The organism is Paracoccus sp. TD-10 (assembly GCF_048270675.1).
In the GTDB taxonomy this organism is placed as follows: domain Bacteria; phylum Pseudomonadota; class Alphaproteobacteria; order Rhodobacterales; family Rhodobacteraceae; genus Paracoccus; species Paracoccus pantotrophus.
Genome location: NZ_CP182418.1, coordinates 1,749,574 through 1,771,341 on the forward strand (window position 1 = coordinate 1,749,574; position 21,768 = coordinate 1,771,341).

Sequence of the window (21,768 nt, forward strand, 5' to 3'; positions counted from 1 at the left end):
CGCGCGCCATCCCCCCGACCTACAACGCAATCGCCGAGATCAGCCGGCCGTAATCGGCCTGGTTCTGATGCGTGCTGCGGCGATAGGAGAAGAACCGCTCCGGATCGGAATAGGTGCAATGCCCGGTCCATTCCGCCTCAACCCCGGCCTCGCGCAGCCGCATCAGGCCAAAGGAGGGCAGGTCGAACATCGGCCGCCCGTTCGGCCCGCCGGCGAAGAAACGGTGGTAATCCGGATCCTCGGCCAGGAATTCGTCCATGAAATCCTCGCCGACCTCATAGGCGCGCTGGCTGATCGTGGGGCCGATCGCCGCGCGGATGCGGCTGGCACCCAGGTCGTTCATCGCGCCCACCGCCGCCTCGATCACGCCGGACAGCGCGCCGCGCCAGCCGGCATGGACGGCGCCGATCACCCCGGCCTCGGGATCGGCCAGCAGGATCGGCTGGCAATCGGCGGTCAGCACCGCCAGCGCCACGCCGGGCCGGTCGGTGACGATGCCGTCGGCGCGAATCCCCGCAAGACCGGCGGGATCGTCGCCCGCGCGCAGCACCGCGATGTCGGGGGAATGCACCTGGTGCACGGTGGCGAGGCCGGCGGGCGGCACGCCCATCGCCTCGGCGACGCGGGTGCGGTTGATGCTGACGATCTCGGCCTGGTCGCTGGAGCCGTAGCCGCAGTTCAGCCCCGAGAACAGCCCCGAGGAGGCGCCGCCGCGGCGGGTGAAGAAGCCATGCCGCACCGAGGCGAGCAGCGGATGGGTCAGGATCTCAAGCGTCGTCTGCATCGTCGTCCAGGGGCTCGAATCCGGCGGGGACGGGCGCATGGCGAGCCCAGAAGGCCAGCACCTTGAACAACTGTCCCATTTCATCGGGTGCGGTCAAGCGATGAAGCGCGGCCATCGCCCCCCCGTCGCCCGCGCGTTCCAGTCGCCGCGCCCGCGCCTCGATCCCCAGCCGCTTCAGCCAGTCGCCCTGCGCGACCATGCGCGAGACGCGCGCCCCCGCCGCCCGCGCCGCCGCGGCCAGGGGCGCGAAATCGACATGCGCGGTCAGGTCGGCCTGGCCCGGATTGGCCAGCGGATCCTCGGGCCGGTGGCGGCGCAGGGCCTGGAAGGTATCGCCCTGCCCGTCCCAGCCGCCATAGTCGATGAGGATGGCGCAGCCGCCATGCGCCGCGATCCGCGCGGCGAGCTGCGCGACGATCGGCAACGCCTCGGGGCAGGTTTCGCGGATCACCCCCTGTGGCGCCGGGGGCAGCGCGGCATCGGAGGCCGGGACCAGCCCCATCTCCAGCCCGCCCTGCCCGTCCAGCGCCACGACCCGCTCGGCCCAGCCTCGGGCGCCGCGCCGGAACTGCCGGATCGGCAGGGCGTCGAAGAACTCGTTGGCGACCAGGAACAGCGGCGCCTGCGGCAGTTGCGACACGTCGTCCAGATGCGCGACCGCGCCCAGCCGGTCGCGCTGGATCCGGCGCAGATGCGGCGAGGCCTCGACCAGCGCCACCCGCGCCGCCTCGGCCATGCCGGGCACGATGCGGATGGCGCGCAGGATGTCGGCCATCAGCGTGCCGCGCCCCGGTCCGATCTCGGCCAGGGTAAAGGGGCTGGGCGCGCCCTGGTCCAGCCAGGCCTGCGCCAGCGCCAGGCCGACCATCTCGCCGAAGATCTGGCTGATCTCGGGCGCGGTGGTGAAATCGCCGCCCGCGCCGAACGGGTCGCGGGTGGCGTAATAGCCATGCTCGGGATGCAGCAGGCAAAGCCGCATGTATTCGTCCAGGCCCATCGGCCCCGACAGCCGGATGCGCGCCGCGATCAGGCGGGCCAGCGGCGTCATGCGTCCGTCTGCGGCAGGGCCGGCCGCATGCGCGCGCGAATCAGGAAGGCCAGCCCGACCAGCACCATGGGCAGCGACAGAAGCTGGCCCATGGTCACGCCCCAGAGCGGCCCGCCCAGCACATGGCCCAGCGGATTGTCGGGGGTGATGAATTGCGCATCGGCCTGGCGGAAGAACTCGACGACGAAACGCGACAGGCCATAGCCGATCAGGAACAGCCCCAGCGCCTGCCCTGGCCGGCGCAGCCCGCCCATGCGAACCAGCAGGAACAGCGCCGCGGCCAGCAGCACGCCCTCCAGCCCCGCCTCGTAGAGCTGGCTCGGGTGGCGGGCGCAGGGGCCGGCGATGCCGGGACAGTTCTGCGCCGCCTCGCCCGGGAAGATCACGCCCCAGGGCATATCGGTCGGCCGGCCCCACAGCTCGGCATTGATGAAATTCGCCACCCGGCCGAGGCCGAGCCCGATGGGCGTCGCCATCGACAACGCATCGGCCAGCCGCAGCGCCGGGATGCCGTGGCGCCGGCAATACCACCAGGAGGCCAAGACCACGCCCAGGAAACCGCCGTGAAAGGACATGCCGCCCTGCCAGATCACCGGGATCTGCCCCGGATTGGCCAGGTAATAGGCCGGCTCGTAGAACAGCACGAAGCCCAGCCGCCCACCCAGCACCACGCCGACGATCACCCAGGTCAGCAATTCCTCGACCCGCTCGGGCCGCATGGGCGCCGCGTCGCCCCAAAGCCGCGGCCGCCGCATCAGCGCCACGATGATGCGCCAGCCGATCAGCAGCCCGGCCAGATAGGCCAGCGCATACCAGCGCAGCGAAAAGGCCATGCCGAAAACATGGATGGTGAAGATCTCGGGCGAGATGTCGGGAAAGGGGATCATGGGCTCCTCGTTTCGGCGCGGGCAGGCTACGCGGGGGCAGCCGGGTGTCAACCGGCGCTGTCAGGCAATTGAACAGCCGCGCCCGCAGGGCCATATAGGGGGTCTCGCTGAACCGAAAGGCCCGCCATGACCGCGAACAACCGCTTTCTCGACGATCTCTCGAAATTGATGACCAATGCCATGGGCGTGGCCCAGGGCGCCAAGGACGAGGCGCAGACCGCCTTCAACGGCTGGATCGACCGCTGGCTGGCCGAGCGCGATTTCGTCACCCGCGAGGAGTTCGAGGCGGTGCGCGAGATGGCGATCAAGGCCCGGTCCGAAAACGCCGAGCTGCGCGCCCGCCTGGACGCGCTGGAGGGCAAGGGCGTGGCCTCGGTCAATGCGACCGGCCCGCTCGGCACCGGCGACGCTCAGGGCTGAACCCGCTCGCGCAGCCGGCCCTGACGATCATAAAGCAGCACCTCGCCCGCCTCGGTCACCACCACCAGCCAGTCGCGGGCGAAGGTGACGGCGGCGGGCACCGCGCCCTCGGGCAGGGCGACCTGCTCGGGCAGTTCGGGCAGCGGCGGCTGCGACAGGCGCAGCCACAAAAGCGCCGCGATCACCAGCATGCCGATGCCCATCACCGCCGCCAGGGCCGTCACCAGGATGCGCAGCCAGCGCAGCATCGGCAACGCTTCCTCTGGCCCCGCATCCAGCCTATCATCCCGTGCCATGGCCGAAATCCTCATCACCATCCCCGAAGGACTGTCCGAGCGCCTTGATAAGGCGCTTGCCCTTGCCGCGCCAGAGCAGGCGGCGCTGTCGCGCTCGCGCCTGGCGCGGCTGATCGCCGAGGGTGCGGTCCGGGGCCCCTCGGGCCCGGTCACGGACGGCAAGGCACGGGCGGAAACCGGCGTCTACCTGGTCGAGATCGGCGCGCCCGAGCCCCTGGACGCGCAGCCCGAGCCGATCCCGCTGACCATCGCCTATGAGGATACCGACCTGATCGTGGTGGACAAGCCCGCCGGCATGGTGGTCCATCCCGCGCCCGGCGCCCCCTCGGGGACGCTGGTCAATGCGCTGCTGGCGCATTGCGCGGGCAGCCTGTCGGGCATCGGCGGCGCGGCGCGGCCCGGCATCGTGCATCGCATCGACAAGGAAACCTCGGGCCTTTTGGTGGTGGCCAAGACCGACCGCGCGCATCAGGGCCTGGCGCGGCAATTCGCCGATCACACGGCGCGGCGGCGCTACCTGGCCGTCGCGCATGGCATGATCGACCCGGCCGATGCGCGGCTGCGCGGCCTGCCGGGCGTGGGGTTCGAGCCGGGCGGCGTGCTGCGCATCGCCACGCTGATCGGCCGCCATCCCGGCGACCGGCAGCGCCAGGCCGTCAGCTTCCAGAACGGCCGCCATGCCGTGACCCGCGCCCGCGTGATCGAGACCTTCGGCGCCCCTCCCGCCGCCATGCTGGTCGAATGCCGGCTGGAGACCGGGCGCACGCATCAAATCCGCGTGCATATGGCCCATGCGGGATTGGGCCTGGTCGGCGACCCGGTCTATGGTGGCAACAGGCGGGCCTCGGTCCGGGCGCTGGGGCCGGAGGGTGCCGCGGCCGTCGCCGCCTTTCCCCGCCAGGCGCTGCACGCGGCCGAGCTGGGCTTCGAACATCCGGTCAGCGGCCAGGCGCTGACCTTTGCCAGCTCGCTGCCGCCCGACATGGCCGGCTTGCTGGCGACCTTGCGCCGCGCGCCGGGCTGACGGAACCCGGACCGCGCCGACAGCGTTCACAATTACCCGCCCAAGCGCGGGACAGGGAATTTTCAGATGGCGAACTACACCAACCTTCCGGCACCCAGCCCCGAACAGGGCCTCAACCGCTATTTGCAGGAGATCCGCAAGTTCCCCCTGCTGGAGCCGGAAGAGGAATACATGCTGGCCAAGGCCTGGGTTGATCACCAGGACGCCGAGGCCGCGCAGAAGCTGGTGACGAGCCACCTGCGGCTGGCCGCCAAGATCGCCATGGGCTATCGCGGCTACGGCCTGCCGCAGGCCGAGGTCATCTCCGAGGCGAATGTGGGCCTGATGCAGGCAGTCAAGCGCTTCGACCCGGAAAAGGGCTTTCGCCTGGCCACCTATGCGATGTGGTGGATCCGCGCCTCGATCCAGGAATACATCCTGCGGTCCTGGTCCCTGGTCAAGATGGGCACCACCTCGGCGCAGAAGAAGCTGTTCTTCAACCTGCGCAAGGCCAAGTCGCGCCTGGGCGCGCTGGAGGAAGGCGACCTGCGCCCCGAAAACGTCGCCCAGATCGCGCATGACCTGAACGTGACCGAGCAAGAGGTCATCGACATGAACCGCCGGCTTTCGGGGGGCGATGCCTCGCTGAACGCCACGGTCGGGTCGGGCGACGGGGAATCGACCGCGCAATGGCAGGACTGGCTGGAGGACGAGGATGCCGACCAGGCCCAGGCCTTTGCCGAAGCCGACGAGCTTTCGGCGCGGCGCGAGATGCTGATCGCCGCCATGGACGTGCTGAACGACCGCGAGAAGGACATCCTGATGGAGCGCCGGCTGCGCGACGACCCGATGACGCTGGAGGATTTGTCGACGCGCTACGAGGTCTCGCGCGAACGGATCCGCCAGATCGAGGTCCGCGCCTTCGAGAAACTGCAGAACCGCATCCGCGAACTGGCGCGCGAGCGAGGCATGACCGTGCCCGAAACCGCCTGACTTGGTCTTGGCGCCGGCCCGCCCGTTCCATCCCCGGAGCCGCTGGCGCCCCCTTGCGCAGAGGGGGCGTCGGGATTTCGGCGCGAACCTCCACCTTGCCCGCGCCGCCTTCCTTCCCGGCGGCAGGGACCGAAAGGGCTTCGGGAGTCCGGCCAGAAAGGTCAGGCGGCGCCGGGCGGGCGATCCCTGCGCAGGGCAGGCGATTTTCCGGCGCGACGCCCCTTGCAGACCATGGCGCCGATGCGGAAATTATCGTGACAGCGGGCAGAGTTGACCGGCGCCCGGCTTGGCTTATGGTCAAAACAGGACAGCAAGGGCCGATGGCGCGGACATGACGGCGCTGAATCAATATCAACGGCTGGAAGCCGCAGGGATCTGGCGCGAATCGCCCAGATCGCAGCTGCGCGACGTCATCGTTTCCTTCGGGGATGCGACCCTGGTGCTGACCGATCCGCGTTCCGAGGTGCCGCTGGCGCATTGGTCGCTGCCCGCCGTCACCCGGCTCAACCCCGGCAAGCTGCCGGCGCGCTATGCGCCGGGCGGCCTTGACGCCGGCGAGGAGCTGGAGATCGACGACGAACTGATGATCTCGGCCATTTCCAAGGTGCACCAGGTGATCGAGGCCAGCAAGCCGCATCCCGGCCGGCTGCGCGGCGGGCTGATGCTGAGCGCGGCCGCGGTCATGGCGTTGCTGGCCGTGTTCTGGGTGCCGCCGGCGCTGGTGCGCCACGCCGCCGACATCGCCCCCCCGGCGCAGCGGGCCGAGATCGGGCGCATGGTGCTGGCCGAGATCGCCAAGACCACCGGCAGCCCCTGTTCGCGCCCGGCCGGCGACATGGTGCGCCAGAAGCTGGCGATGCGGCTGATCGGCCCGGATGCGCAGATCGTCGTGGTGCCGGCCAGCCTGCGCGGCGCCCTGCGCCTGCCCGGCCCGATCACCGTCATCGGCGAAGACCTGATCGCGGGCGAGATCACGCCCGAGGTCGCGGCCGGCCATATCCTGGCCGCGCAGGCGGCGGCGGTCCGGGACGACCCGCTGCTGGCCGCGCTGCGCCATGCCGGGCCGCGCGCGACCTTTCACCTTCTGACCGCCGGGACGCTGCCGGAGAAATCGCTGTCGGGCTATGGCGAGAAGCTGCTGGCCGGCCCGCCGCCCCGCCCCGAGGACGAGCCGCTGCTGGCCTATTTCACCCGCGCCGGCATCTCGAGCGAACCCTATGCCCGCTCGCTGGATCCGACCGGAGAGGCGGTGCTGGGCCTGATCGAGGCAGATCCCTTTCGCACGGCCGAGCCGCGCCCGGTGCTTGCCGACCGCGAATGGGTCGCGCTGCAAGAGATCTGCGACCAGTAGCCGCCGGTCAGCGCGGGAAGGCATCGCGGAATCCCGCCTTGCGGATGGCGTCGAGCGCCCGGACGATGCTTTCGCGATCCGGGAAGGGGCCGGCGACCAGGAATTGCACCTCGCGCCCGCCGGCCTGGTCCCTGCCGCGCAGCAGCGGATAACCCATCTGCGCGATGCGCGCGGCCGCGCGTTCGGCATTGCCCGGATCGGCAAAGGTGCCGACCTGGACATAGCGCGCCCCGGCCGGGATCATCCCGGCCGATGACGGCGCGGCGGGGGCAGCGGCCGGCGCCTTGCCGCGGGCCGGGGCGGATGCCTTGGCCGTCGGTGCGGATGCGGATGCAGACCCGGCGGGAAGCGGCTTTTCCGGCGCCGGCCTTGCGGCGGGGGGCGGCGCGGGCCGGACCGCTGCGGGCGGCGGCGGCACGGCGGTTTCGCGGTCGGGCGGGGCAATCATCCCCGCCCCCGCCGCGCTGCCCACCGGGCGCATGAAGCTGAGCCGCGACAGTTCGGACTTCGGCAATCCCCCGCAATAGCCCTGCGTCGGATCGTCCAGCCCGGCCGCGCCCGGCCCGCCGTCATAGCCCAGCAGCTCGCACAGCCGGCGGTTCGGATGCAGGGCGGCGCCCATGCCCTGGCGCAGCGCAGGCGCGGCCGTCAGCGCCGCCCGCAGCGCATCGGCCGGGGCCGGAGGATGCGGCTCGGGGCCCAGGTCCGGCAGGCGCTCCATCGGCCGGGGGTCGCTGGCCAGTTCGCCGGGGCGCAGGTTGGTGATGACCTGCTGCGACAGCGCCTCTTCCAGCAGTTCGGCCCGGCCGCGTCCGGCCGCCGGGGCGAGCGCCCGCAGCTTCGGCTCGCCCTGGGCGCCGCGGGCGGAAAGCGTCGGCGGATAGCCGCAGATCGGCGTGCCGTCGCGCGCCAGCCGCGCCGCCCAGCCGCCCAGCTCGTCGCGCAGGAAGACGCAGCCGCGGCTGTCGATATATTGCCGCGATGTGAAATCCGCCGGCGGCTCCTCGGCCGGGCGCGGCGCTTGCGCCAGCGCAAGCCCCGGCAGCAGCGCCAGCATCAGCCACAGAACAACCCGCATCGCCCCATCCTCGAATCACGCCTGACCCGGTGATAGGCCGAAAGCCCTGAAGGCCCGGTTAACGCCGGCTCATTTCGTGCCGAACATGCGGTCGCCGGCATCGCCCAGGCCCGGCACGATATAGCCGTGCTCGTCCAGCCGCTCGTCCAGCGCGGCGGTCACGATCGGCACGTCGGGATGGGCCTCGCGCATCCGCGCCACCCCCTCGGGCGAGGCGAGCAGGCACAAGAAGCGCAGGTTGCGCGCCCCCGCCGCCTTGAGCAGGTCGATGGCCGCGACCGAGGAATTGCCAGTGGCCAGCATCGGATCGACGACGATGGTCATCCGCGCGTCCAACTCCTTGGGAACCTTGGAGTAATACTGCACCGGCTGCAGCGTCTCGGGGTCGCGGTAAAGCCCGATGAAGCCCACGCGCGCGGCCGGGATCAGCTCCAGGATGCCGTCCATCAGCCCGTTGCCGGCCCGCAGGATCGAGATCAGCGCCAGCTTCTTGCCTTCCAGCGTCGGCGCCTCCATCTCGCAAAGCGGGGTCTCGATGCGGATGGTGGTCATCTCCAGCTCGCGCGTGACCTCATAGGCCAAAAGCAGGCTGATCTCGCGCAGGAGCCGGCGGAAGCCGGCGGTCGAGGTGGTCTTGTCGCGCATGAGCGTCAGCTTGTGCTGCACCAGCGGGTGATCGACGACGGTCAGATGCGCTTGGGTCATGTCAGTTCCTTTCGCAGGCGGGTTCGGGTGGTCTGGTCGCAAAAGGCCGCGTCGACGGCCCAGAGGTTCATCTGCCGAAACTCGGCCTCGGCCCAGCCGAAAGCATCGGCAAGCCGCTGATATTCCTGCGACAGCGTGGTGTGAAAGAAGGGCGGATCGTCGGTCGAGACGGTGACGCGCACCCCGGCATCGGCCAGCCGGGCAATGGGATGGGCGGCCCAGTCCCGCACCAGCCCCAGCGCGACGTTCGAGCCGGGGCAGACCTCCAGCGTGATCCCGCGCTCGGCCAGGTCGCGCAGCAGCGCCGCGTCCTCGACGGCGCGGATGCCATGGCCGACGCGGGTCGCGCCAAGCGCCAGCGCGTCGCGGATCGACTGCGGCCCACGCCACTCGCCAGCATGGGCGGTCAGGCCCAGCCCGGCCTCGCGCGCGCAGTCGAAGGCCCAGGCGAAATCGCCAAGCTCGCCCGCATCCTCGGCGCCGCCGATGCCAAGGCCCGCGACCCAGCCGCCCGAGGTCTCGGCGGCACAGATCGCGGTGCGCTTGGCGCGGTCCGGGCCGAAATGGCGGATGCAGGTCAGCACGGCGCGGCTGGCGATGCCGCCGCGCTCGGCCTCGGCCGCGGCCTCCTCCATGGCGGCAAGATAGTCGCGCCAGGCCGGCAGGTCCGCGCCGCCGCAGAACTCGGGCGAAACGAAAAGCTCGGCATAGATCGCGCCCTGCTCGGCGCATTCCGCCAGCACCTCGGACAGCAGCCGGGCATAGTCGCGCGGCGTGGTCAGAACCGAGGTCGCTGCCTCATAGACGCGCAGGAAGTCCTTGAAATCGCGATAGGCATAGGCGCCCTTCCCGTCGAAGATGCCGCCGATGTCGCGATGTTTCTCGGCCGCGAGCGCCCGGATGAAACCGGGCGGCGCCGCGCCCTCCAGATGCAGGTGCAGTTCGATCTTCTTCAGCGATTTCACAGGAACGACCTCCCCGGCCCGACCGGTGGCAGACCGAGATGCGTGGCGACCGAGGCGGCGATATCGGCGAAACCGACCTGGCCGATGCCCCGCGCGCCATGGCCCCAGCCCAGCACCGGCACGCGCTCGCGCGTGTGGTCGGTGCCGTGCCAGGTCGGGTCGTTGCCATGGTCGGCGGTGAAGATCGCCAGATCCCCCGGCCGCAGCCGCGCCATCAGCGCGCCGGCCACCCCGTCGAACCATTCCAGCGCCGCCGCATAGCCCGCCACGTCGCGGCGATGGCCGTAAAGGCTGTCGAACTCGACGAAATTGGCAAAGGTCAGGCTGCCCGCTTCGGCCTGATCGGCCAGCGCCAGCAGATGATCGGCCAGTTCGGCATCGGAGCGGCCCTTGTACAGTCGGTCGATGCCGCGATGCGAGAAGATGTCGCCGATCTTGCCGACCGCATGGGTCGCCCGCCCTGCCTCTTGCGCCACGTCCAGAAGCGTCGGCGCCGGCGGGGCGATGGCATAGTCGCGGCGGTTCGGGGTGCGGACGAAACTGCCCTCGGTGCCCAGGAAGGGCCGGGCGATGACGCGGCCCACGCGCATCGGGTGGACCAGGGCGGCCACCTGCTCGCAGAGCCGGAAAAGCCGGTCGAGGCCGAAGCCTTCCTCATGCGCGGCGATCTGCAGCACGCTGTCGGCCGAGGTATAGCAGATCGGCCAGCCGCTGCGCAGATGTTCGGCCCCCAGCCGGGCAATGATCTCGGTCCCCGAGGCATGTTCGTTGCCAAGGATGCCCTCGGTCCCCGCCGCCTGCGCAATGCGCCGGGTCAGATCGGCCGGAAAGGCCGGGCGGATGTTGGGGAAATAATGCCAGTCCCAGGGCACGGGAACGCCCGCGATCTCCCAATGGCCGGACGGGGTGTCCTTGCCGCGCGAGATCTCGGTCGCGGCGCCCCAGAGCCCCAGCGGCCGGGCACCCAGGCCCGGGGCCGCCTCGCCGCTGGCCAGCCGGATCGCGGCACCCAGGCCCAGCGCGTCCAGATGCGGCATGTGCAGCGGGTGCGCCCGGGCGATATGGGCGACGGTATTGGCGCCGGTATCGGGCCGGCCGTCGTTGAAATAGGCGCCCGCATCGGGCGCCCCGCCGATGCCCACCGAATCCATCACGATCAGGAAGGCGCGTCTGTCGGTCATGTTACCTCGCTGCGGATCACCGGGCCGGGCTCGGGGCCATCACCCATGAGATAGGCGGCCGCGACGGTGGCGACCGCCGCCTCGGCCGCCGCCTCGGAGGCGGCATGGACCAGCGCCAGCGGGCGCCCTTCGCCCGCCTCCTCGCCGATGCGAAGCATCTGCGCAAGCCCCACCCGCGGGTCGATCCGGTCGCCGGCATGCAGCCGCCCGCCGCCCAGCGCCACCACGGCATGACCCAGCGCCTCGGTGTCGATGGCGGCGACGCGGCCATGGCCGGGCACGGCGCGCACCACCGGCGCGGCGGGCAGGTGGCGGTCGGGATGCTCCAGCAGGTCGGCGGGCCCTCCCTGCGCCGCGACCATGCGGGCGAAACGTTCGGCCGCGGCGCCGCTGTCCAGCGCCTGCAAGGCGCCATCGGACAGGCCCCCAAGGTCGAGGCAGGCCGAGGACAGCGCCAGCGACAGGTCGCGCAGCGCCCCCTGCCCGCCCGTCAGCACGGCGATGGCCTCGCGCAGTTCCAGCGCATTGCCGGCGGCGCGGGCCAGCGGCTGGTCCATGTCGGTGACATAGGCGCGGGTGCGGCAGCCGGCACCCTTCGCGGCATCGACCAGCGCGCGGGCCAGCCCCAGCGCCGCATCCGGGCCGCGCAGAAAGGCGCCGCTGCCCTGCTTGACGTCCAGCACCAGCGCATCGAGCCCCGCCGCCAGCTTCTTCGACAGGATCGAGGCGGTGATGAGGTCGATCGAACCCACCGTCGCGCTTTCGTCGCGGATCGCGTAAAGCCGCGCATCGGCCGGCGCAAGGTCGGGCCCGGCCGCGACGATGGCGCAGCCGACCCCGGCCACCACGCGGCGGAACTCGGCCTCGGGCAGCGCAGTGCGGAAACCGGGAATGGCCTCCAGCTTGTCCAGCGTGCCGCCGGTATGGCCCAGCCCGCGCCCCGAGATCATCGGCACATAGGCACCGCAGCTGGCCACCAGCGGGGCCAGGATCAGGCTGACCGTATCGCCGATGCCGCCGGTCGAATGCTTGTCCACCACCGGCCCCGGCAGATCCCAGGCCAGGACATGGCCGGAATCGCGCATGGCGCGGGTCAGCGCCACCCGGCCGACCTCGTCCAGCCCGCGCAATAGCACCGCCATGGCGAAGGCCGCGGCCTGCGCATCGCTGACCGAACCATCGGCCAGGCCGCGCGCGACCAGCGCCGCGCCGGCCGCGTCCAGCCCGCGCCCGTCGCGGACCGCGGCGATCACCGGACGCGGATCGGCAGGGCTCATTCGGTGCCCGACATGTGGCTGATGCCGAAACGTCCGGGCAGCAGCTCGCCGATGGTGGTGGCCAGCTCGTGGCCGCGGGTGGTGGCCAGCAGCACCGGGGTCTCGGGTCGGCCGAACTCGGCCAGCTTCTGCCGGCAGCCGCCGCAGGGCGGCACCGGACCCTGCGAGTCGGCGATGACGGCGACCTCGACGATCTCGGTCTCGCCCGCCGCCACCATGGCGGCGATGGCGCCGGCCTCGGCGCAGGTGCCCTCGGGATAGGCCACGTTCTCGACATTGCAGCCGGCATAGATCCGCCCCGAGACGCCGCGCACCGCCGCGCCGACCTTGAAGTTGGAATAGGGCGCATAGGCCCTTTCGCGCACCTCGCGCGCCGCATCCAGAAGCGCCATAGACCCCACCTTTCGCCTGCCCGTCCGACCGGATCAGGAGTTTGCGCCCGCGCCCCGCACGATGCAAGTCCGGCGCATCCCCGCCCGCCTCCGCATTGCCCCCTGTTCCCCGCCGAAAAAATAGTTTAACGCTGAACCATCTTGAGAGGAGAGGGTCTGGCGATGGAAGAACGCAGGCAGGACAACGCCCGGCAGGCAGCACTGGATTATCACGAATTCCCGCGCCCCGGTAAGCTCGAGGTGCGCGCGACCAAGCCCCTTGCCAATGGCCGCGACCTGAGCCGCGCCTATTCGCCCGGCGTGGCAGAAGCCTGCCTGGAGATCAAGGCCGACCCCGCCACCGCCGCCCGCTATACCGCGCGCGGCAACCTTGTCGCCGTGGTCTCGAACGGCACCGCCGTGCTGGGGCTGGGCAATATCGGCGCGCTGGCCTCGAAGCCGGTGATGGAGGGCAAGGCCGTCCTGTTCAAGAAATTCGCCAATATCGACTGCTTCGACCTGGAGCTGAACGAGCCCGACCCCGAGAAGCTGGCCGAGATCGTCTGCGCGCTGGAGCCGACCTTCGGCGCCATCAACCTGGAAGACATCAAGGCCCCCGACTGCTTCATCGTCGAGAAGCTGTGCCGCGAGCGCATGAACATCCCGGTCTTCCATGACGACCAGCACGGCACCGCCATCGTCGTCGGCGCCGCCGCGACCAACGCCCTGCACATCGCCCACAAGCGTTTCGAGGACATCAAGGTGGTATCGACCGGCGGCGGCGCGGCCGGCATCGCCTGCCTCAACATGCTGCTGAAGCTGGGCGTGAAGCGCGAGAACGTCTGGCTTTGCGACATCGCCGGCCTGGTCCATGAAGGCCGGACCGAGGAGATGACGCCGCAAAAGGCGGAATATGCGCAAAAGACCGACCTGCGCACGCTGGATCAGGTGATCGAGGGCGCGGACCTGTTCCTGGGCCTGTCCGGACCCGGCGTGCTGAAGCCCGAGATGGTGGCCCGGATGGCCAAGCGGCCGATCATCTTCGCGCTGGCCAACCCCACGCCCGAGATCCTGCCCGAGGATGCCCGCGCCGTCGCCCCCGACGCGATCATCGCCACCGGGCGCAGCGACTATCCGAACCAGGTCAACAACGTCCTGTGCTTCCCCTTCATCTTCCGCGGCGCGCTGGACGTGGGGGCGACCACGATCAACGACGAGATGCAGCTGGCCTGCATCGAGGGCATCGCCGCGCTGGCCCGCGCCACCACCAGCGCCGAGGCGGCGATGGCCTATCGCGGCGAAAAGCTGAGCTTCGGCGCCGACTACCTGATCCCCAAGCCCTTCGATCCACGGCTGATCGGCGTGGTCTCGACCGCCGTGGCCAAGGCCGCGATGGAAACCGGCGTCGCCACCCGGCCGCTGGAGGACGTCGCCGCCTACAAGCGCAAGCTGGACGGTTCGGTCTTCCGCTCGGCCCTGATCATGCGGCCGGTCTTCGAGGCGGCGGCGACCGCCAATCGCCGCATCGTCTTTGCCGAGGGCGAGGACGAGCGGGTGCTGCGCGCAGCCAATGCCATGCTCGAGGAAACCACCGACGCGCCGATCCTGATCGGCCGGCCCGAGGTGATCGAGATGCGCGCCGAGCGCGCCGGCCTGCCGATCCGCCCCGGCCGCGATTTCGAGATCGTGAACCCGGAAAACGACCCGCGCTATCGCGACTACTGGGGCACCTATCACGAACTGATGGCGCGGCGCGGCGTGACGCCGGACATCGCCCGCGCCATCATGCGCACCAACACCACCGCCATCGGCGCGGTCATGGTGCATCGCGGCGAGGCCGACAGCCTGATCTGCGGCACTTTCGGCCAATACAGCTGGCACCTGAACTATATCACCCAGATCCTGGCCCGCGACGGGCTGCGCCCGCATGGCGCGCTGTCGCTGATGATCCTGGAGGACGGGCCGCTGTTCATCGCCGACACCCAGGTCAACCACGCCCCCACCCCCGAACAGGTCGCCGAGGCCGCCATCGGCGCCGCCCGCCATGTGCGCCGCTTCGGCGTGACGCCCAAGGTGGCGCTGTGCAGCCATTCGCAGTTCGGCAACCTCGACACCGAGTCGGGGCGCAAGATGCGCGCGGCGATGGCGATCCTCGAGGCGCGCGGCGTCGATTTCATCTTCGACGGCGAGATGCATGTCGATTCCGCGCTCGACCCCGCGATCCGCGAACGCCTGCTGCCGCGCTCGCGCATCGAGGGCGCGGCGAATACGCTGGTGTTCTCGGGCACCGATTCGGCTTCGGGGGTGCGCAACGCGCTCAAGCTCAAGGCCAACGGGCTCGAGGTCGGGCCGATCCTGATGGGCATGGGCAACCGCGCCCATATCGTCACCCCTTCGATCACCACCCGCGGGCTGCTGAACATGAGCGCGATCGCCGGCACCCCGGTCGATCACTATCGCTAGGCGCAAGCAGCGGGGCCGCGGTGATTCTGCCGCGGCCCGGCCTGTCCGCGCAGCTTTGCAAAACCGCGCGGTTTTTTCAGCCCGCAGCAAAGTCCCGCGCCGTTTGCAAATTAATCCGCGCCGCGCGGCGCCATTCTGCAAAACTTTCTGTCGCACCCCCCGGCTGTGGGCGATAACATCCTTGCGCCTCGCCGTCCGGCGCGCATAACTCCGCCCCATTCATCCGGGGAGGAGTTGTTTCATGGGATATCGTGAGGTCTATTCCGCGTGGCAGGCGGATCCCGAGGGTTTCTGGATGCAGGCCGCCGGGGCGATCGACTGGGAGCGCAAGCCCTCGAAGGCGCTGTTCGACGACAAGGCCCCGATCTACGAATGGTTCTCGGACGGGATGGTGAACACCTGCTGGAACGCGGTCGACCGCCATGTGCTGGCCGGGCGCGGCGACCAGATCGCCATCCAGCATGAAAGCCCGATCACGCTTTCGACCAAGGGCATCACCTACAGGCAGTTGCAGGAGCGCGTCGCCTCGCTGGCCGGGGCGCTGCGGATGCGCGGCGTCGAAAAGGGCGACCGGGTCATCATCTACATGCCGATGATCCCCGAGGCGCTGGAGGCGATGCTGGCCTGCGCCCGCCTTGGCGCCATCCATTCGGTCGTCTTCGGCGGCTTCGCGGCAAACGAACTCGCCGTGCGCATCGACGATTGCCAGCCCAAGGCGATCATCGCCGCCTCCTGCGGGCTCGAGCCGAACCGGGTGGTGCATTACAAGCCGCTCTTGGACGCCGCCATCGACATGGCCCAGCACAAGCCGGAATTCTGCGTCATCTTCCAGCGCGAGCAGGAGGTGGCCAAGCTGGTCGAGGGCCGCGACTTCAACTGGCACGGCTTCCAATACGGCGTGAAGCCCGCCGAATGCGTGCCGGTCGAGGGCAACCACCCGGCTTATATCCTCTATACCTCGGGCACCACCGGCCAGCCCAAGGGCGTGGTGCGCCATACCGCCGGCCATCTGGTGGCGCTGCAATGGTCGATGACCAACATCTACAACATCGCCGCCGGCGACCGCTTCTGGGCCGCCTCGGACGTGGGCTGGGTCGTCGGGCACAGCTATATCTGCTACGGGCCGCTGGTCGCCGGCGCGACCACCGTGGTCTTCGAGGGCAAGCCCGTGGGCACCCCGCATCCGGGCGTCTTCTGGCGCATCATCCAGAACCACCGCATCAAGAGCTTCTTCACCGCGCCCACCGCCCTGCGCGCCATCCGCCGCGAGGATCCCGAGGGCGAATGGATCCGGCGCTACAAGCTGCACGACCTGCAAGCCCTGTTCCTGGCCGGCGAGCGCGCCGACCCCGACACGGTGAAATGGGCGCAGGAACATCTGGGCGTGCCGGTGGTCGATCACTGGTGGCAGACCGAGACCGGCTGGGCCATCGCCGCCAATCCCATCGGCATCGAAACCTTGCCGACCAAGCTCGGCAGCCCCTCGGTGCCGATGCCCGGCTATGACGTGCAGGTGCTGGACGAGGCCGGCCACCCGGTGCCGGCGGGCACGCTGGGCGCCATCGCGGTCAAGCTGCCGCTGCCGCCCGGCACGCTGCCTGGGCTGTGGAATGCCGAAACCCGCTTCCGCAAGTCCTATCTCGAGCATTTCCCCGGCTATTACGAAACCGGCGACGCGGGCTATATCGACGAGGACGGCTATCTCTACATCATGGCCCGCACCGACGACGTGATCAACGTTGCCGGCCACCGGCTGTCGACCGGAGCCATGGAAGAGGTGCTGGCCTCGCATCCCGCCGTGGCGGAATGCGCGGTGATCGGCGTGGCGGACAGCCTCAAGGGCCAGTCGCCGGTCGGATTCCTGTGCCTGAAGGCCGGGGTCGCGACGCCGCATGAGCAGGTGGCGCGCGAGGTGGTCAAGCTGGTGCGCGACAAGATCGGCCCGGTCGCGGCCTTCAAGTCGGCCTGCGTGGTGGACCGCCTGCCCAAGACCCGCTCGGGCAAGATCCTGCGCGCCACCATGGCCAAGATCGCCGACGGCGAACCGTTCAAGACCCCCGCCACCATCGACGACCCGGCGATCCTGGACGAGATCCGCGAGGCGCTGGCCGGGCTCGGCTATCCCGAGGCTGCCAAGGCGGGCTAGGCCGCTCCCGGCGGCCACGGCCGCAATGGGTATTTGAGCAACAGAGAAAGACCACAGGCGGCGCCCGTCCGGCGCCGCTCTCCTTTTTTCTTTCTTGTCGAAATATCCCCGGGGGTTGGCCATTGGTCCGCCATCGGTCCGAGGACCAATGGACAATGGGGCAGACAGCCCCCGGCCGCGACGGATCAGTCGATCCGGGCGCCGAGCCTTTGCATCAGCGGCAGGAAATCCGGGAAGGAGGTGGCGATGGGGCCGCCGTCATCCACGCTGATCGGCTGCTCGGAGGCGAGCCCCGCGACCAGGAAGGACATGGCGATGCGGTGGTCGAGATGCGTGGCGCAACGGGCGCCGCCTTTCAGCCCGCCCTTGCCGTGGACGGTCATGGTGTCGGGCGTATCCTCGACCTCGGCGCCATTGGCGCGCAGGCCGACCGCCATGGCGTCGATGCGGTCGCTTTCCTTGACGCGAAGCTCGTGGACGCCCTGCATCACGGTCTTGCCCTCGGCAAAGCAGGCAATGACCGAGAGGATCGGGAATTCGTCGATCATGCTGGCGGCACGCTCGGCCGGCACGGTCACGCCCTTCAGCGGGCCGTGGCGGACCACCAGGTCAGCGACTGGCTCGCCGCCCTCTTCGCGCGGGTTCTCGAAGCGGATGTCGGCGCCCATTTCCAGCAGCGTGACATAAAGCCCGTCGCGGGTCGGGTTGCGGCTGACGCCCGGCACGCGGATCTCGGATCCCGGCACGATCAGCGCCGCCGCCACCGGGAAGGCGGCACTGGAGGGATCGCGCGGCACCGCCACCGGCTGCGGCCTCAGTTCCGGCCGGCCCTGCAGGGTGATGACATGGCCCTCGTCGGTCGTCTCGGTGCGGATGCTGGCGCCGAAGCCGGCGAGCATGCGCTCGGTATGGTCGCGGGTCGGCTCGGATTCGATCACCACCGTCTCGCCCGGCGCGTTCAGGCCCGCGAGCAGCACCGCCGACTTGATCTGGGCGCTGGCGACCGGGGTCTTGTAGCGCACCGGCACCGGATCGGCCGCGCCCTTGATCGTCACGGGCAGCCGCTTGCCCTCGCGCGCCGTGACCTCGCAGCCGAACAGTTCCAGCGGGTCGGTAACGCGGCCCATCGGCCGGCGCGACAGGCTGGCATCGCCGGTGAAGGTGGCAGTGATCGGCGTCGTGGCCATGGCGCCCATGATCAGCCGCACGCCGGTGCCGGAATTGCCGCAGTCGATCACGCCCTCGGGCTCGGCAAAGCCGCCGACGCCGACGCCGTTGACCTTCCATTCGCCCTCGCCCAGGCGCTCGACCTGGGCGCCGAAGGCCTGCATCGCCGATGCCGTGTCCAGCACGTCCTGGCCCTCCAGCAGACCGGTGATATGCGTCTCGCCCACCGACAGCGCGCCGAGGATCAGGGCGCGGTGGCTGATCGACTTGTCGCCCGGCACCTTGGCCTCGCCCGACAGGGGACCCGAGCGGCGGGCGGTCATCGGAAGCGGTTCGGCGGAATGTGACATGAAGGCCCCCTCGTGCTTGTCGCGCAAGGTGATAGCGGTCACGGGCGGGGGTTGCAATCGGTGGCGATCAGCGCCGCTTCAGGATCGTCGCCGGAAGGTGACGTAATGCGGGGCCCGGCCCTCGCGCAGCGCCTTCTGCTCGTAGCGGGTGCCGGGCCAGTCGTGCCAAGGCTCCGGGCCTTCGCCGATCAGCTGGAACCCGGCCTGCGGCACCTCCTCCAGCGTCTGGCGGACGTAATCGGGGATGTCGGTGGCGACGCGGAATTCGGCGCCCGGCTTCATGACGCGGGCGAGCGGGATCAGATGCTCGGGCGTCACAAAGCGGCGGCGGTGATGGCGCGCCTTGGGCCAGGGGTCGGGATAGTTCAGGAAGGCGCGGCTGATCGAGGCATCCGGCAGCACGTCCATCAGGTCGCGCGCATCGCCGGGATGCACGCTGACATTCTGCACGCCGGCATTGCGGATCTTGCCCAGCAGCATGGCGACGCCGTTGATGAAGGGCTCGCAGCCGATGATGCCGATCTCGGGATAGCGCGCCGCCATGTGGACCATGTGTTCGCCGCCGCCGAAGCCGACCTCAAGCCAGACCGGCCGGTCGTCACCAAAGATCGCCGCCGGGTCGATGGGCTTCCTCTCGGGGTTCTCGGCGAAGGTAATGCCGCGCGGGCGCAGGCTGCCCAGATCCTCGGACAGGTAGCCCTTCTGGCTCTGGCGCAGGGTCTTGCCGTGACGGCGGCCGTAGAAATTGCGGCGCGGAGGGTTCGGGTCGAATTCGCTCATGGTCTTTCCTTGGCGGAGGGCTTTGCCCGGCCCATGCGGCAGGGTCAAGTCATTCCGCGGCGAGGCGCGAGATCACCACCGTCACCTCGGGCTTCTTGCCGATCTCCTCCATCGAGACCTGACGGGTGATCTTGCGGATCGCCTCCTCCAGCCGGTCGTCGTCCATCACCGTGCGGTCGTCGGCGCGTTCCAGGAACCCGGCCAGCTCGGCCTCGATATTGCGGGCCAGGGGCACGCCGGCACGGCCCTTCTCGGGCAGGCCCGAGAGTTCCACCCAGGCATCGGGCAGCGGCGTGTCGTCCTCGTCGATGATGACCGAGACCATGGCATGGCCGTTCAGCGCCATGCGGATGCGGTCGCGCACCACCCCGTCCATGGCGCCGATCAGCACCGTTCCGTCGAGATAAATCCGCCCGGTGTCGATCTGATCCACCACCCGCGGCGCCTCGCCCGACAGGTCCAGCATGGTGCCGTTGGTCGCCACCACCGAATGAATGCCGCGCGCCTCGGCCAGCTTGGCATGTTCGCGCAGATGCATGTGCTCGCCATGCATCGGGATGACGATCTGCGGCTTCAGCAGGTCATGCACCGCCTCGATATCCGGGCGGTTGGCATGGCCCGAGACGTGATAGAGCCCGTCATCGGCGTCATACAGGTCCACGCCCATTTCCGAGAGCGCGTTCATGATGCGGATCACCCCGCGCTCGTTGCCGGGGATGGTGCGCGAGCTGAAGAGGAAGCTGTCCCCCTCTTTCAGCTCGATGCCCAGGTAGCGGCCGCGCGACAGCTGGGCGCTGGCGGCACGGCGCTCGCCCTGGCTGCCGGTGACGATCAGCATCACCTTGTCGCGGGGCAGTTCGGAAGCCTCCTCGGGGCTGATGAACGAGGGGAAATTCGTCAGGATGCCGGTCTCGATGCCGACGGTCACCATGCGACGCATGGCCCGGCCCAGAAGGCAGATCTTGCGGCCGGCGGCGATGCCGGCCTCGGCGAGGGTCTTGAGCCGGGCGATGTTGCTGGCGAAGGTGGTCGCCACCACCATCTGCCGCTGCGCCATGACGAAATCCAGCAGCGGAGTGGCCAGCACCGCCTCGGACCGGCCGGGATGGGGCGAGAAGACATTGGTGGAATCGCAGGTCAGCACCTTGATCCCCTGCCCCTCGTTCGCGATGTCGTGCCACAGGATCGGGTCGAAAGCCTCGCCCACCACCGGGGTACCGTCCAGCTTGAAATCGCCGGTATGCACGATCCGGCCCGCCGGCGTGTCGATGATCAGCGCCGAGCTTTCCGGGATCGAATGGCTGACCGGGACGAATTGCACCCGGAACGGGCCGGCCGTCACCACGTCGGGGCGCGGGGCGTGGATATGCAGCTGATCGACCGGCTGGCCGGCTTCTTCCAGCTTCAGCCGCGCCAGCGCGCCGGTGAAGCGGCGGCAATGCACCGGCTTTTGCAGCCTGGGCCACAGCAGGCCGAGCGCGCCGACGTGATCCTCGTGCCCATGGGTGATGAAGATGGCGTCGATGCGGTCACGGTTCGCCTCCAGCCAGGCGACATCGGCCATGATCAGGTCGATACCCGGCGCAGAATCCATGTCGCCGAAGGTCACGCCCAGATCGACGACGATCAGCCGCTCGCGTCCCGGCTGGCCGTAGCCGTAGACATAGGCGTTCATGCCGATTTCGCCCGCGCCGCCCAGCGGCAGATAGATCAGGCGCTCAGCCATTGCCCATCTCCTTGTTGTAATCATGGATCAGGCGCAGGCCGTGCATGGTCAGATCGTCCTCGATCGCGTCGAACAAATCAAATCCCTGGTCGAACAGCGGCGCCAGACCGCCCGTAGCAATAACCTTCATCGGCCTGCCGCGTTCCTCGCGGATCTTGTCCACCACGCCCTGCACCAGGCCGATATAGCCCCAGAAGATGCCGGACTGGATGCAGGCCACCGTATTGGTGCCGATCACCTTGGCCGGCATGGTCACGTCGACATGCGGCAGGCTGGCCGCGCCCATGTGCAGCGCCTCCAGCGACAGGTTCACCCCCGGCGCGATGACCCCGCCGACATAGGCGCCGTCGGTGTCTACCACGTCGAAGGTGGTCGCGGTGCCGAAATCGACCACGATCAGGTCCGGCCCGTGCCGCTGGAACGCCCCCCAGGTGTTCACCAGCCGGTCGGGCCCGACCACGGTGCCGAAATCGACGCGCGGCGCGACCGGCAGCAGGCAGTCCGGCTTGCCCACCACCAGCGGGCGCGTGTCGAAATAGCGGTTGCAGAGCACGCGCAGGTTGAACACCACCCGCGGCGCGGTCGAACTGATGATGCAGGCATCGATGTTCAGTTCCAGCTTCTGCAGCGAGATCAGCGTCGACAGCCAGACGAAATATTCGTCCGCCGTGCGCCGGTGGTCGGTCGAGATGCGCCAGAGGCCGACGAATTTCTCGCCGTCCCAGACGGAAAAGACCGTGTTGGTGTTGCCGGTGTCGATGCAAAGCAGCATGGCGC

At 69.7% G+C, this 21,768-nt stretch carries 20 protein-coding genes; 6 read left to right on the plus strand and 14 right to left on the minus strand.

The window, feature by feature from the left end:
* Positions 1 to 19: 19 nt before the first annotated feature.
* Genes pgeF through lgt form a run of 3 tightly spaced genes read right to left on the minus strand, consistent with a single transcriptional unit; the run spans position 20 to position 2,719 of the window.
* Entirely contained in the window at positions 20 to 784 is a 765-nt protein-coding gene (pgeF, locus tag ACNKFW_RS08675) for a peptidoglycan editing factor PgeF (protein ID WP_147428169.1), read from the minus strand.
* Positions 768 to 1,832, minus strand: a complete 1,065-nt coding sequence (locus ACNKFW_RS08680) for a class I SAM-dependent methyltransferase (protein ID WP_024843135.1) — start codon at positions 1,830 to 1,832, stop codon at positions 768 to 770. The genes pgeF and ACNKFW_RS08680 overlap by 17 nt, the downstream gene beginning before the upstream one ends.
* A complete protein-coding gene (gene lgt / locus ACNKFW_RS08685) occupies positions 1,829 to 2,719 on the minus strand; it encodes a prolipoprotein diacylglyceryl transferase (RefSeq protein ID WP_024843136.1) in 891 nt (296 codons plus the stop codon). Before lgt ends, ACNKFW_RS08680 begins: the two co-directional genes overlap by 4 nt.
* Positions 2,720 to 2,845: 126 nt before the next feature.
* On the opposite strand from lgt, the gene ACNKFW_RS08690 reads away from it, so the two are divergent.
* Positions 2,846 to 3,139 (plus strand): accessory factor UbiK family protein, encoded by a 294-nt coding sequence (locus ACNKFW_RS08690; protein ID WP_024843137.1) that lies wholly within the window; start codon positions 2,846 to 2,848, stop codon positions 3,137 to 3,139.
* On the opposite strand, the gene ACNKFW_RS08695 is transcribed toward ACNKFW_RS08690, so the two are convergent.
* Positions 3,130 to 3,435, minus strand: a complete 306-nt coding sequence (locus tag ACNKFW_RS08695; protein WP_231486613.1) for a DUF6476 family protein — start codon at positions 3,433 to 3,435, stop codon at positions 3,130 to 3,132. The two genes, ACNKFW_RS08690 and ACNKFW_RS08695, sit on opposite strands and share 10 nt — an antisense overlap.
* On the opposite strand from ACNKFW_RS08695, the gene ACNKFW_RS08700 reads away from it, so the two are divergent.
* From ACNKFW_RS08700 to ACNKFW_RS08710, 3 genes are all read left to right on the plus strand, one after another.
* Positions 3,434 to 4,459: a pseudouridine synthase gene (locus tag ACNKFW_RS08700; RefSeq protein WP_147428170.1), complete on the plus strand. Its 1,026-nt coding sequence runs from the start codon at positions 3,434 to 3,436 to the stop codon at positions 4,457 to 4,459. The genes ACNKFW_RS08695 and ACNKFW_RS08700 overlap by 2 nt on opposite strands.
* 66 nt (positions 4,460 to 4,525) lie before the next feature.
* Positions 4,526 to 5,431 (plus strand): RNA polymerase sigma factor RpoH, encoded by a 906-nt coding sequence (rpoH, locus tag ACNKFW_RS08705; protein ID WP_024843140.1) that lies wholly within the window; start codon positions 4,526 to 4,528, stop codon positions 5,429 to 5,431.
* A gap of 331 nt (positions 5,432 to 5,762) precedes the next feature.
* Entirely contained in the window at positions 5,763 to 6,782 is a 1,020-nt protein-coding gene (locus ACNKFW_RS08710; RefSeq protein ID WP_024843141.1) for a hypothetical protein, read from the plus strand.
* A 7-nt stretch (positions 6,783 to 6,789) separates the two neighbouring features.
* Here the strand turns inward: ACNKFW_RS08710 and ACNKFW_RS08715 are convergent, their stop codons facing one another.
* The 6 genes from ACNKFW_RS08715 to ACNKFW_RS08740 all read right to left on the minus strand — a co-directional run bounded on the left by ACNKFW_RS08715 (position 6,790) and on the right by ACNKFW_RS08740 (position 12,380).
* Positions 6,790 to 7,860 (minus strand): SPOR domain-containing protein, encoded by a 1,071-nt coding sequence (locus ACNKFW_RS08715; RefSeq protein ID WP_147428171.1) that lies wholly within the window; start codon positions 7,858 to 7,860, stop codon positions 6,790 to 6,792.
* Between the two features lie 69 nt (positions 7,861 to 7,929).
* Complete coding sequence (gene upp, locus ACNKFW_RS08720) at positions 7,930 to 8,565, minus strand: uracil phosphoribosyltransferase (protein ID WP_024843143.1); 636 nt, start codon at positions 8,563 to 8,565, stop codon at positions 7,930 to 7,932.
* Positions 8,562 to 9,530 (minus strand): adenosine deaminase, encoded by a 969-nt coding sequence (locus tag ACNKFW_RS08725; protein ID WP_147428172.1) that lies wholly within the window; start codon positions 9,528 to 9,530, stop codon positions 8,562 to 8,564. The genes upp and ACNKFW_RS08725 overlap by 4 nt, the downstream gene beginning before the upstream one ends.
* Positions 9,527 to 10,711 carry a phosphopentomutase gene (locus ACNKFW_RS08730; RefSeq protein WP_147428173.1) on the minus strand — a complete coding sequence of 395 codons (1,185 nt, stop codon included), beginning with the start codon at positions 10,709 to 10,711 and terminating at the stop codon, positions 9,527 to 9,529. The genes ACNKFW_RS08725 and ACNKFW_RS08730 overlap by 4 nt, the downstream gene beginning before the upstream one ends.
* Positions 10,708 to 11,988: a thymidine phosphorylase gene (locus ACNKFW_RS08735; protein WP_147428174.1), complete on the minus strand. Its 1,281-nt coding sequence runs from the start codon at positions 11,986 to 11,988 to the stop codon at positions 10,708 to 10,710. The genes ACNKFW_RS08730 and ACNKFW_RS08735 overlap by 4 nt, the downstream gene beginning before the upstream one ends.
* Positions 11,985 to 12,380, minus strand: a complete 396-nt coding sequence (locus ACNKFW_RS08740) for a cytidine deaminase (RefSeq protein WP_147428175.1) — start codon at positions 12,378 to 12,380, stop codon at positions 11,985 to 11,987. Before ACNKFW_RS08740 ends, ACNKFW_RS08735 begins: the two co-directional genes overlap by 4 nt.
* A 162-nt stretch (positions 12,381 to 12,542) precedes the next feature.
* Here ACNKFW_RS08740 and ACNKFW_RS08745 point away from each other — a divergent pair, with 162 nt between their 5' ends.
* On the plus strand, positions 12,543 to 14,822 hold the full coding sequence (locus tag ACNKFW_RS08745) for an NADP-dependent malic enzyme (RefSeq protein ID WP_024843147.1): 2,280 nt from the start codon (positions 12,543 to 12,545) through the stop codon (positions 14,820 to 14,822).
* Between the two features lie 241 nt (positions 14,823 to 15,063).
* On the plus strand, positions 15,064 to 16,968 hold the full coding sequence (locus ACNKFW_RS08750) for a propionyl-CoA synthetase (protein ID WP_147428176.1): 1,905 nt from the start codon (positions 15,064 to 15,066) through the stop codon (positions 16,966 to 16,968).
* A 185-nt stretch (positions 16,969 to 17,153) separates the two neighbouring features.
* Here ACNKFW_RS08750 and aroA read toward each other — a convergent pair whose 3' ends face one another.
* The 4 genes from aroA to ACNKFW_RS08770 form a co-directional block, all read right to left on the minus strand.
* Positions 17,154 to 18,485 carry a 3-phosphoshikimate 1-carboxyvinyltransferase gene (aroA, locus tag ACNKFW_RS08755; RefSeq protein ID WP_147428177.1) on the minus strand — a complete coding sequence of 444 codons (1,332 nt, stop codon included), beginning with the start codon at positions 18,483 to 18,485 and terminating at the stop codon, positions 17,154 to 17,156.
* 78 nt (positions 18,486 to 18,563) lie between these two features.
* On the minus strand, positions 18,564 to 19,265 hold the full coding sequence (gene trmB, locus ACNKFW_RS08760) for a tRNA (guanosine(46)-N7)-methyltransferase TrmB (protein ID WP_024843150.1): 702 nt from the start codon (positions 19,263 to 19,265) through the stop codon (positions 18,564 to 18,566).
* A 49-nt stretch (positions 19,266 to 19,314) separates the two neighbouring features.
* Positions 19,315 to 20,991: a ribonuclease J gene (locus ACNKFW_RS08765; protein ID WP_024843151.1), complete on the minus strand. Its 1,677-nt coding sequence runs from the start codon at positions 20,989 to 20,991 to the stop codon at positions 19,315 to 19,317.
* Complete coding sequence (locus ACNKFW_RS08770) at positions 20,984 to 21,763, minus strand: type III pantothenate kinase (RefSeq protein WP_024843152.1); 780 nt, start codon at positions 21,761 to 21,763, stop codon at positions 20,984 to 20,986. Before ACNKFW_RS08770 ends, ACNKFW_RS08765 begins: the two co-directional genes overlap by 8 nt.
* Between the last annotated feature and the right edge of the window lie 5 nt (positions 21,764 to 21,768).

Coding starts and splice junctions, on each gene's coding strand:
- lgt (WP_024843136.1), bottom strand. CDS start 2,719: ATGATCCCCTTTCCCGACATCTCGCCCGAGATCTTCACCATCCATGTT.
- ACNKFW_RS08765 (WP_024843151.1), bottom strand. CDS start 20,991: ATGGCTGAGCGCCTGATCTATCTGCCGCTGGGCGGCGCGGGCGAAATC.
- upp (WP_024843143.1), bottom strand. CDS start 8,565: ATGACCCAAGCGCATCTGACCGTCGTCGATCACCCGCTGGTGCAGCAC.
- ACNKFW_RS08700 (WP_147428170.1), top strand. CDS start 3,434: ATGGCCGAAATCCTCATCACCATCCCCGAAGGACTGTCCGAGCGCCTT.
- ACNKFW_RS08690 (WP_024843137.1), top strand. CDS start 2,846: ATGACCGCGAACAACCGCTTTCTCGACGATCTCTCGAAATTGATGACC.
- ACNKFW_RS08745 (WP_024843147.1), top strand. CDS start 12,543: ATGGAAGAACGCAGGCAGGACAACGCCCGGCAGGCAGCACTGGATTAT.
- ACNKFW_RS08740 (WP_147428175.1), bottom strand. CDS start 12,380: ATGGCGCTTCTGGATGCGGCGCGCGAGGTGCGCGAAAGGGCCTATGCG.
- trmB (WP_024843150.1), bottom strand. CDS start 19,265: ATGAGCGAATTCGACCCGAACCCTCCGCGCCGCAATTTCTACGGCCGC.
- aroA (WP_147428177.1), bottom strand. CDS start 18,485: ATGTCACATTCCGCCGAACCGCTTCCGATGACCGCCCGCCGCTCGGGT.
- pgeF (WP_147428169.1), bottom strand. CDS start 784: ATGCAGACGACGCTTGAGATCCTGACCCATCCGCTGCTCGCCTCGGTG.
- ACNKFW_RS08710 (WP_024843141.1), top strand. CDS start 5,763: ATGACGGCGCTGAATCAATATCAACGGCTGGAAGCCGCAGGGATCTGG.
- ACNKFW_RS08750 (WP_147428176.1), top strand. CDS start 15,064: ATGGGATATCGTGAGGTCTATTCCGCGTGGCAGGCGGATCCCGAGGGT.
- ACNKFW_RS08735 (WP_147428174.1), bottom strand. CDS start 11,988: ATGAGCCCTGCCGATCCGCGTCCGGTGATCGCCGCGGTCCGCGACGGG.
- ACNKFW_RS08730 (WP_147428173.1), bottom strand. CDS start 10,711: ATGACCGACAGACGCGCCTTCCTGATCGTGATGGATTCGGTGGGCATC.
- ACNKFW_RS08715 (WP_147428171.1), bottom strand. CDS start 7,860: ATGCGGGTTGTTCTGTGGCTGATGCTGGCGCTGCTGCCGGGGCTTGCG.
- ACNKFW_RS08770 (WP_024843152.1), bottom strand. CDS start 21,763: ATGCTGCTTTGCATCGACACCGGCAACACCAACACGGTCTTTTCCGTC.
- ACNKFW_RS08695 (WP_231486613.1), bottom strand. CDS start 3,435: ATGGCACGGGATGATAGGCTGGATGCGGGGCCAGAGGAAGCGTTGCCG.
- rpoH (WP_024843140.1), top strand. CDS start 4,526: ATGGCGAACTACACCAACCTTCCGGCACCCAGCCCCGAACAGGGCCTC.
- ACNKFW_RS08680 (WP_024843135.1), bottom strand. CDS start 1,832: ATGACGCCGCTGGCCCGCCTGATCGCGGCGCGCATCCGGCTGTCGGGG.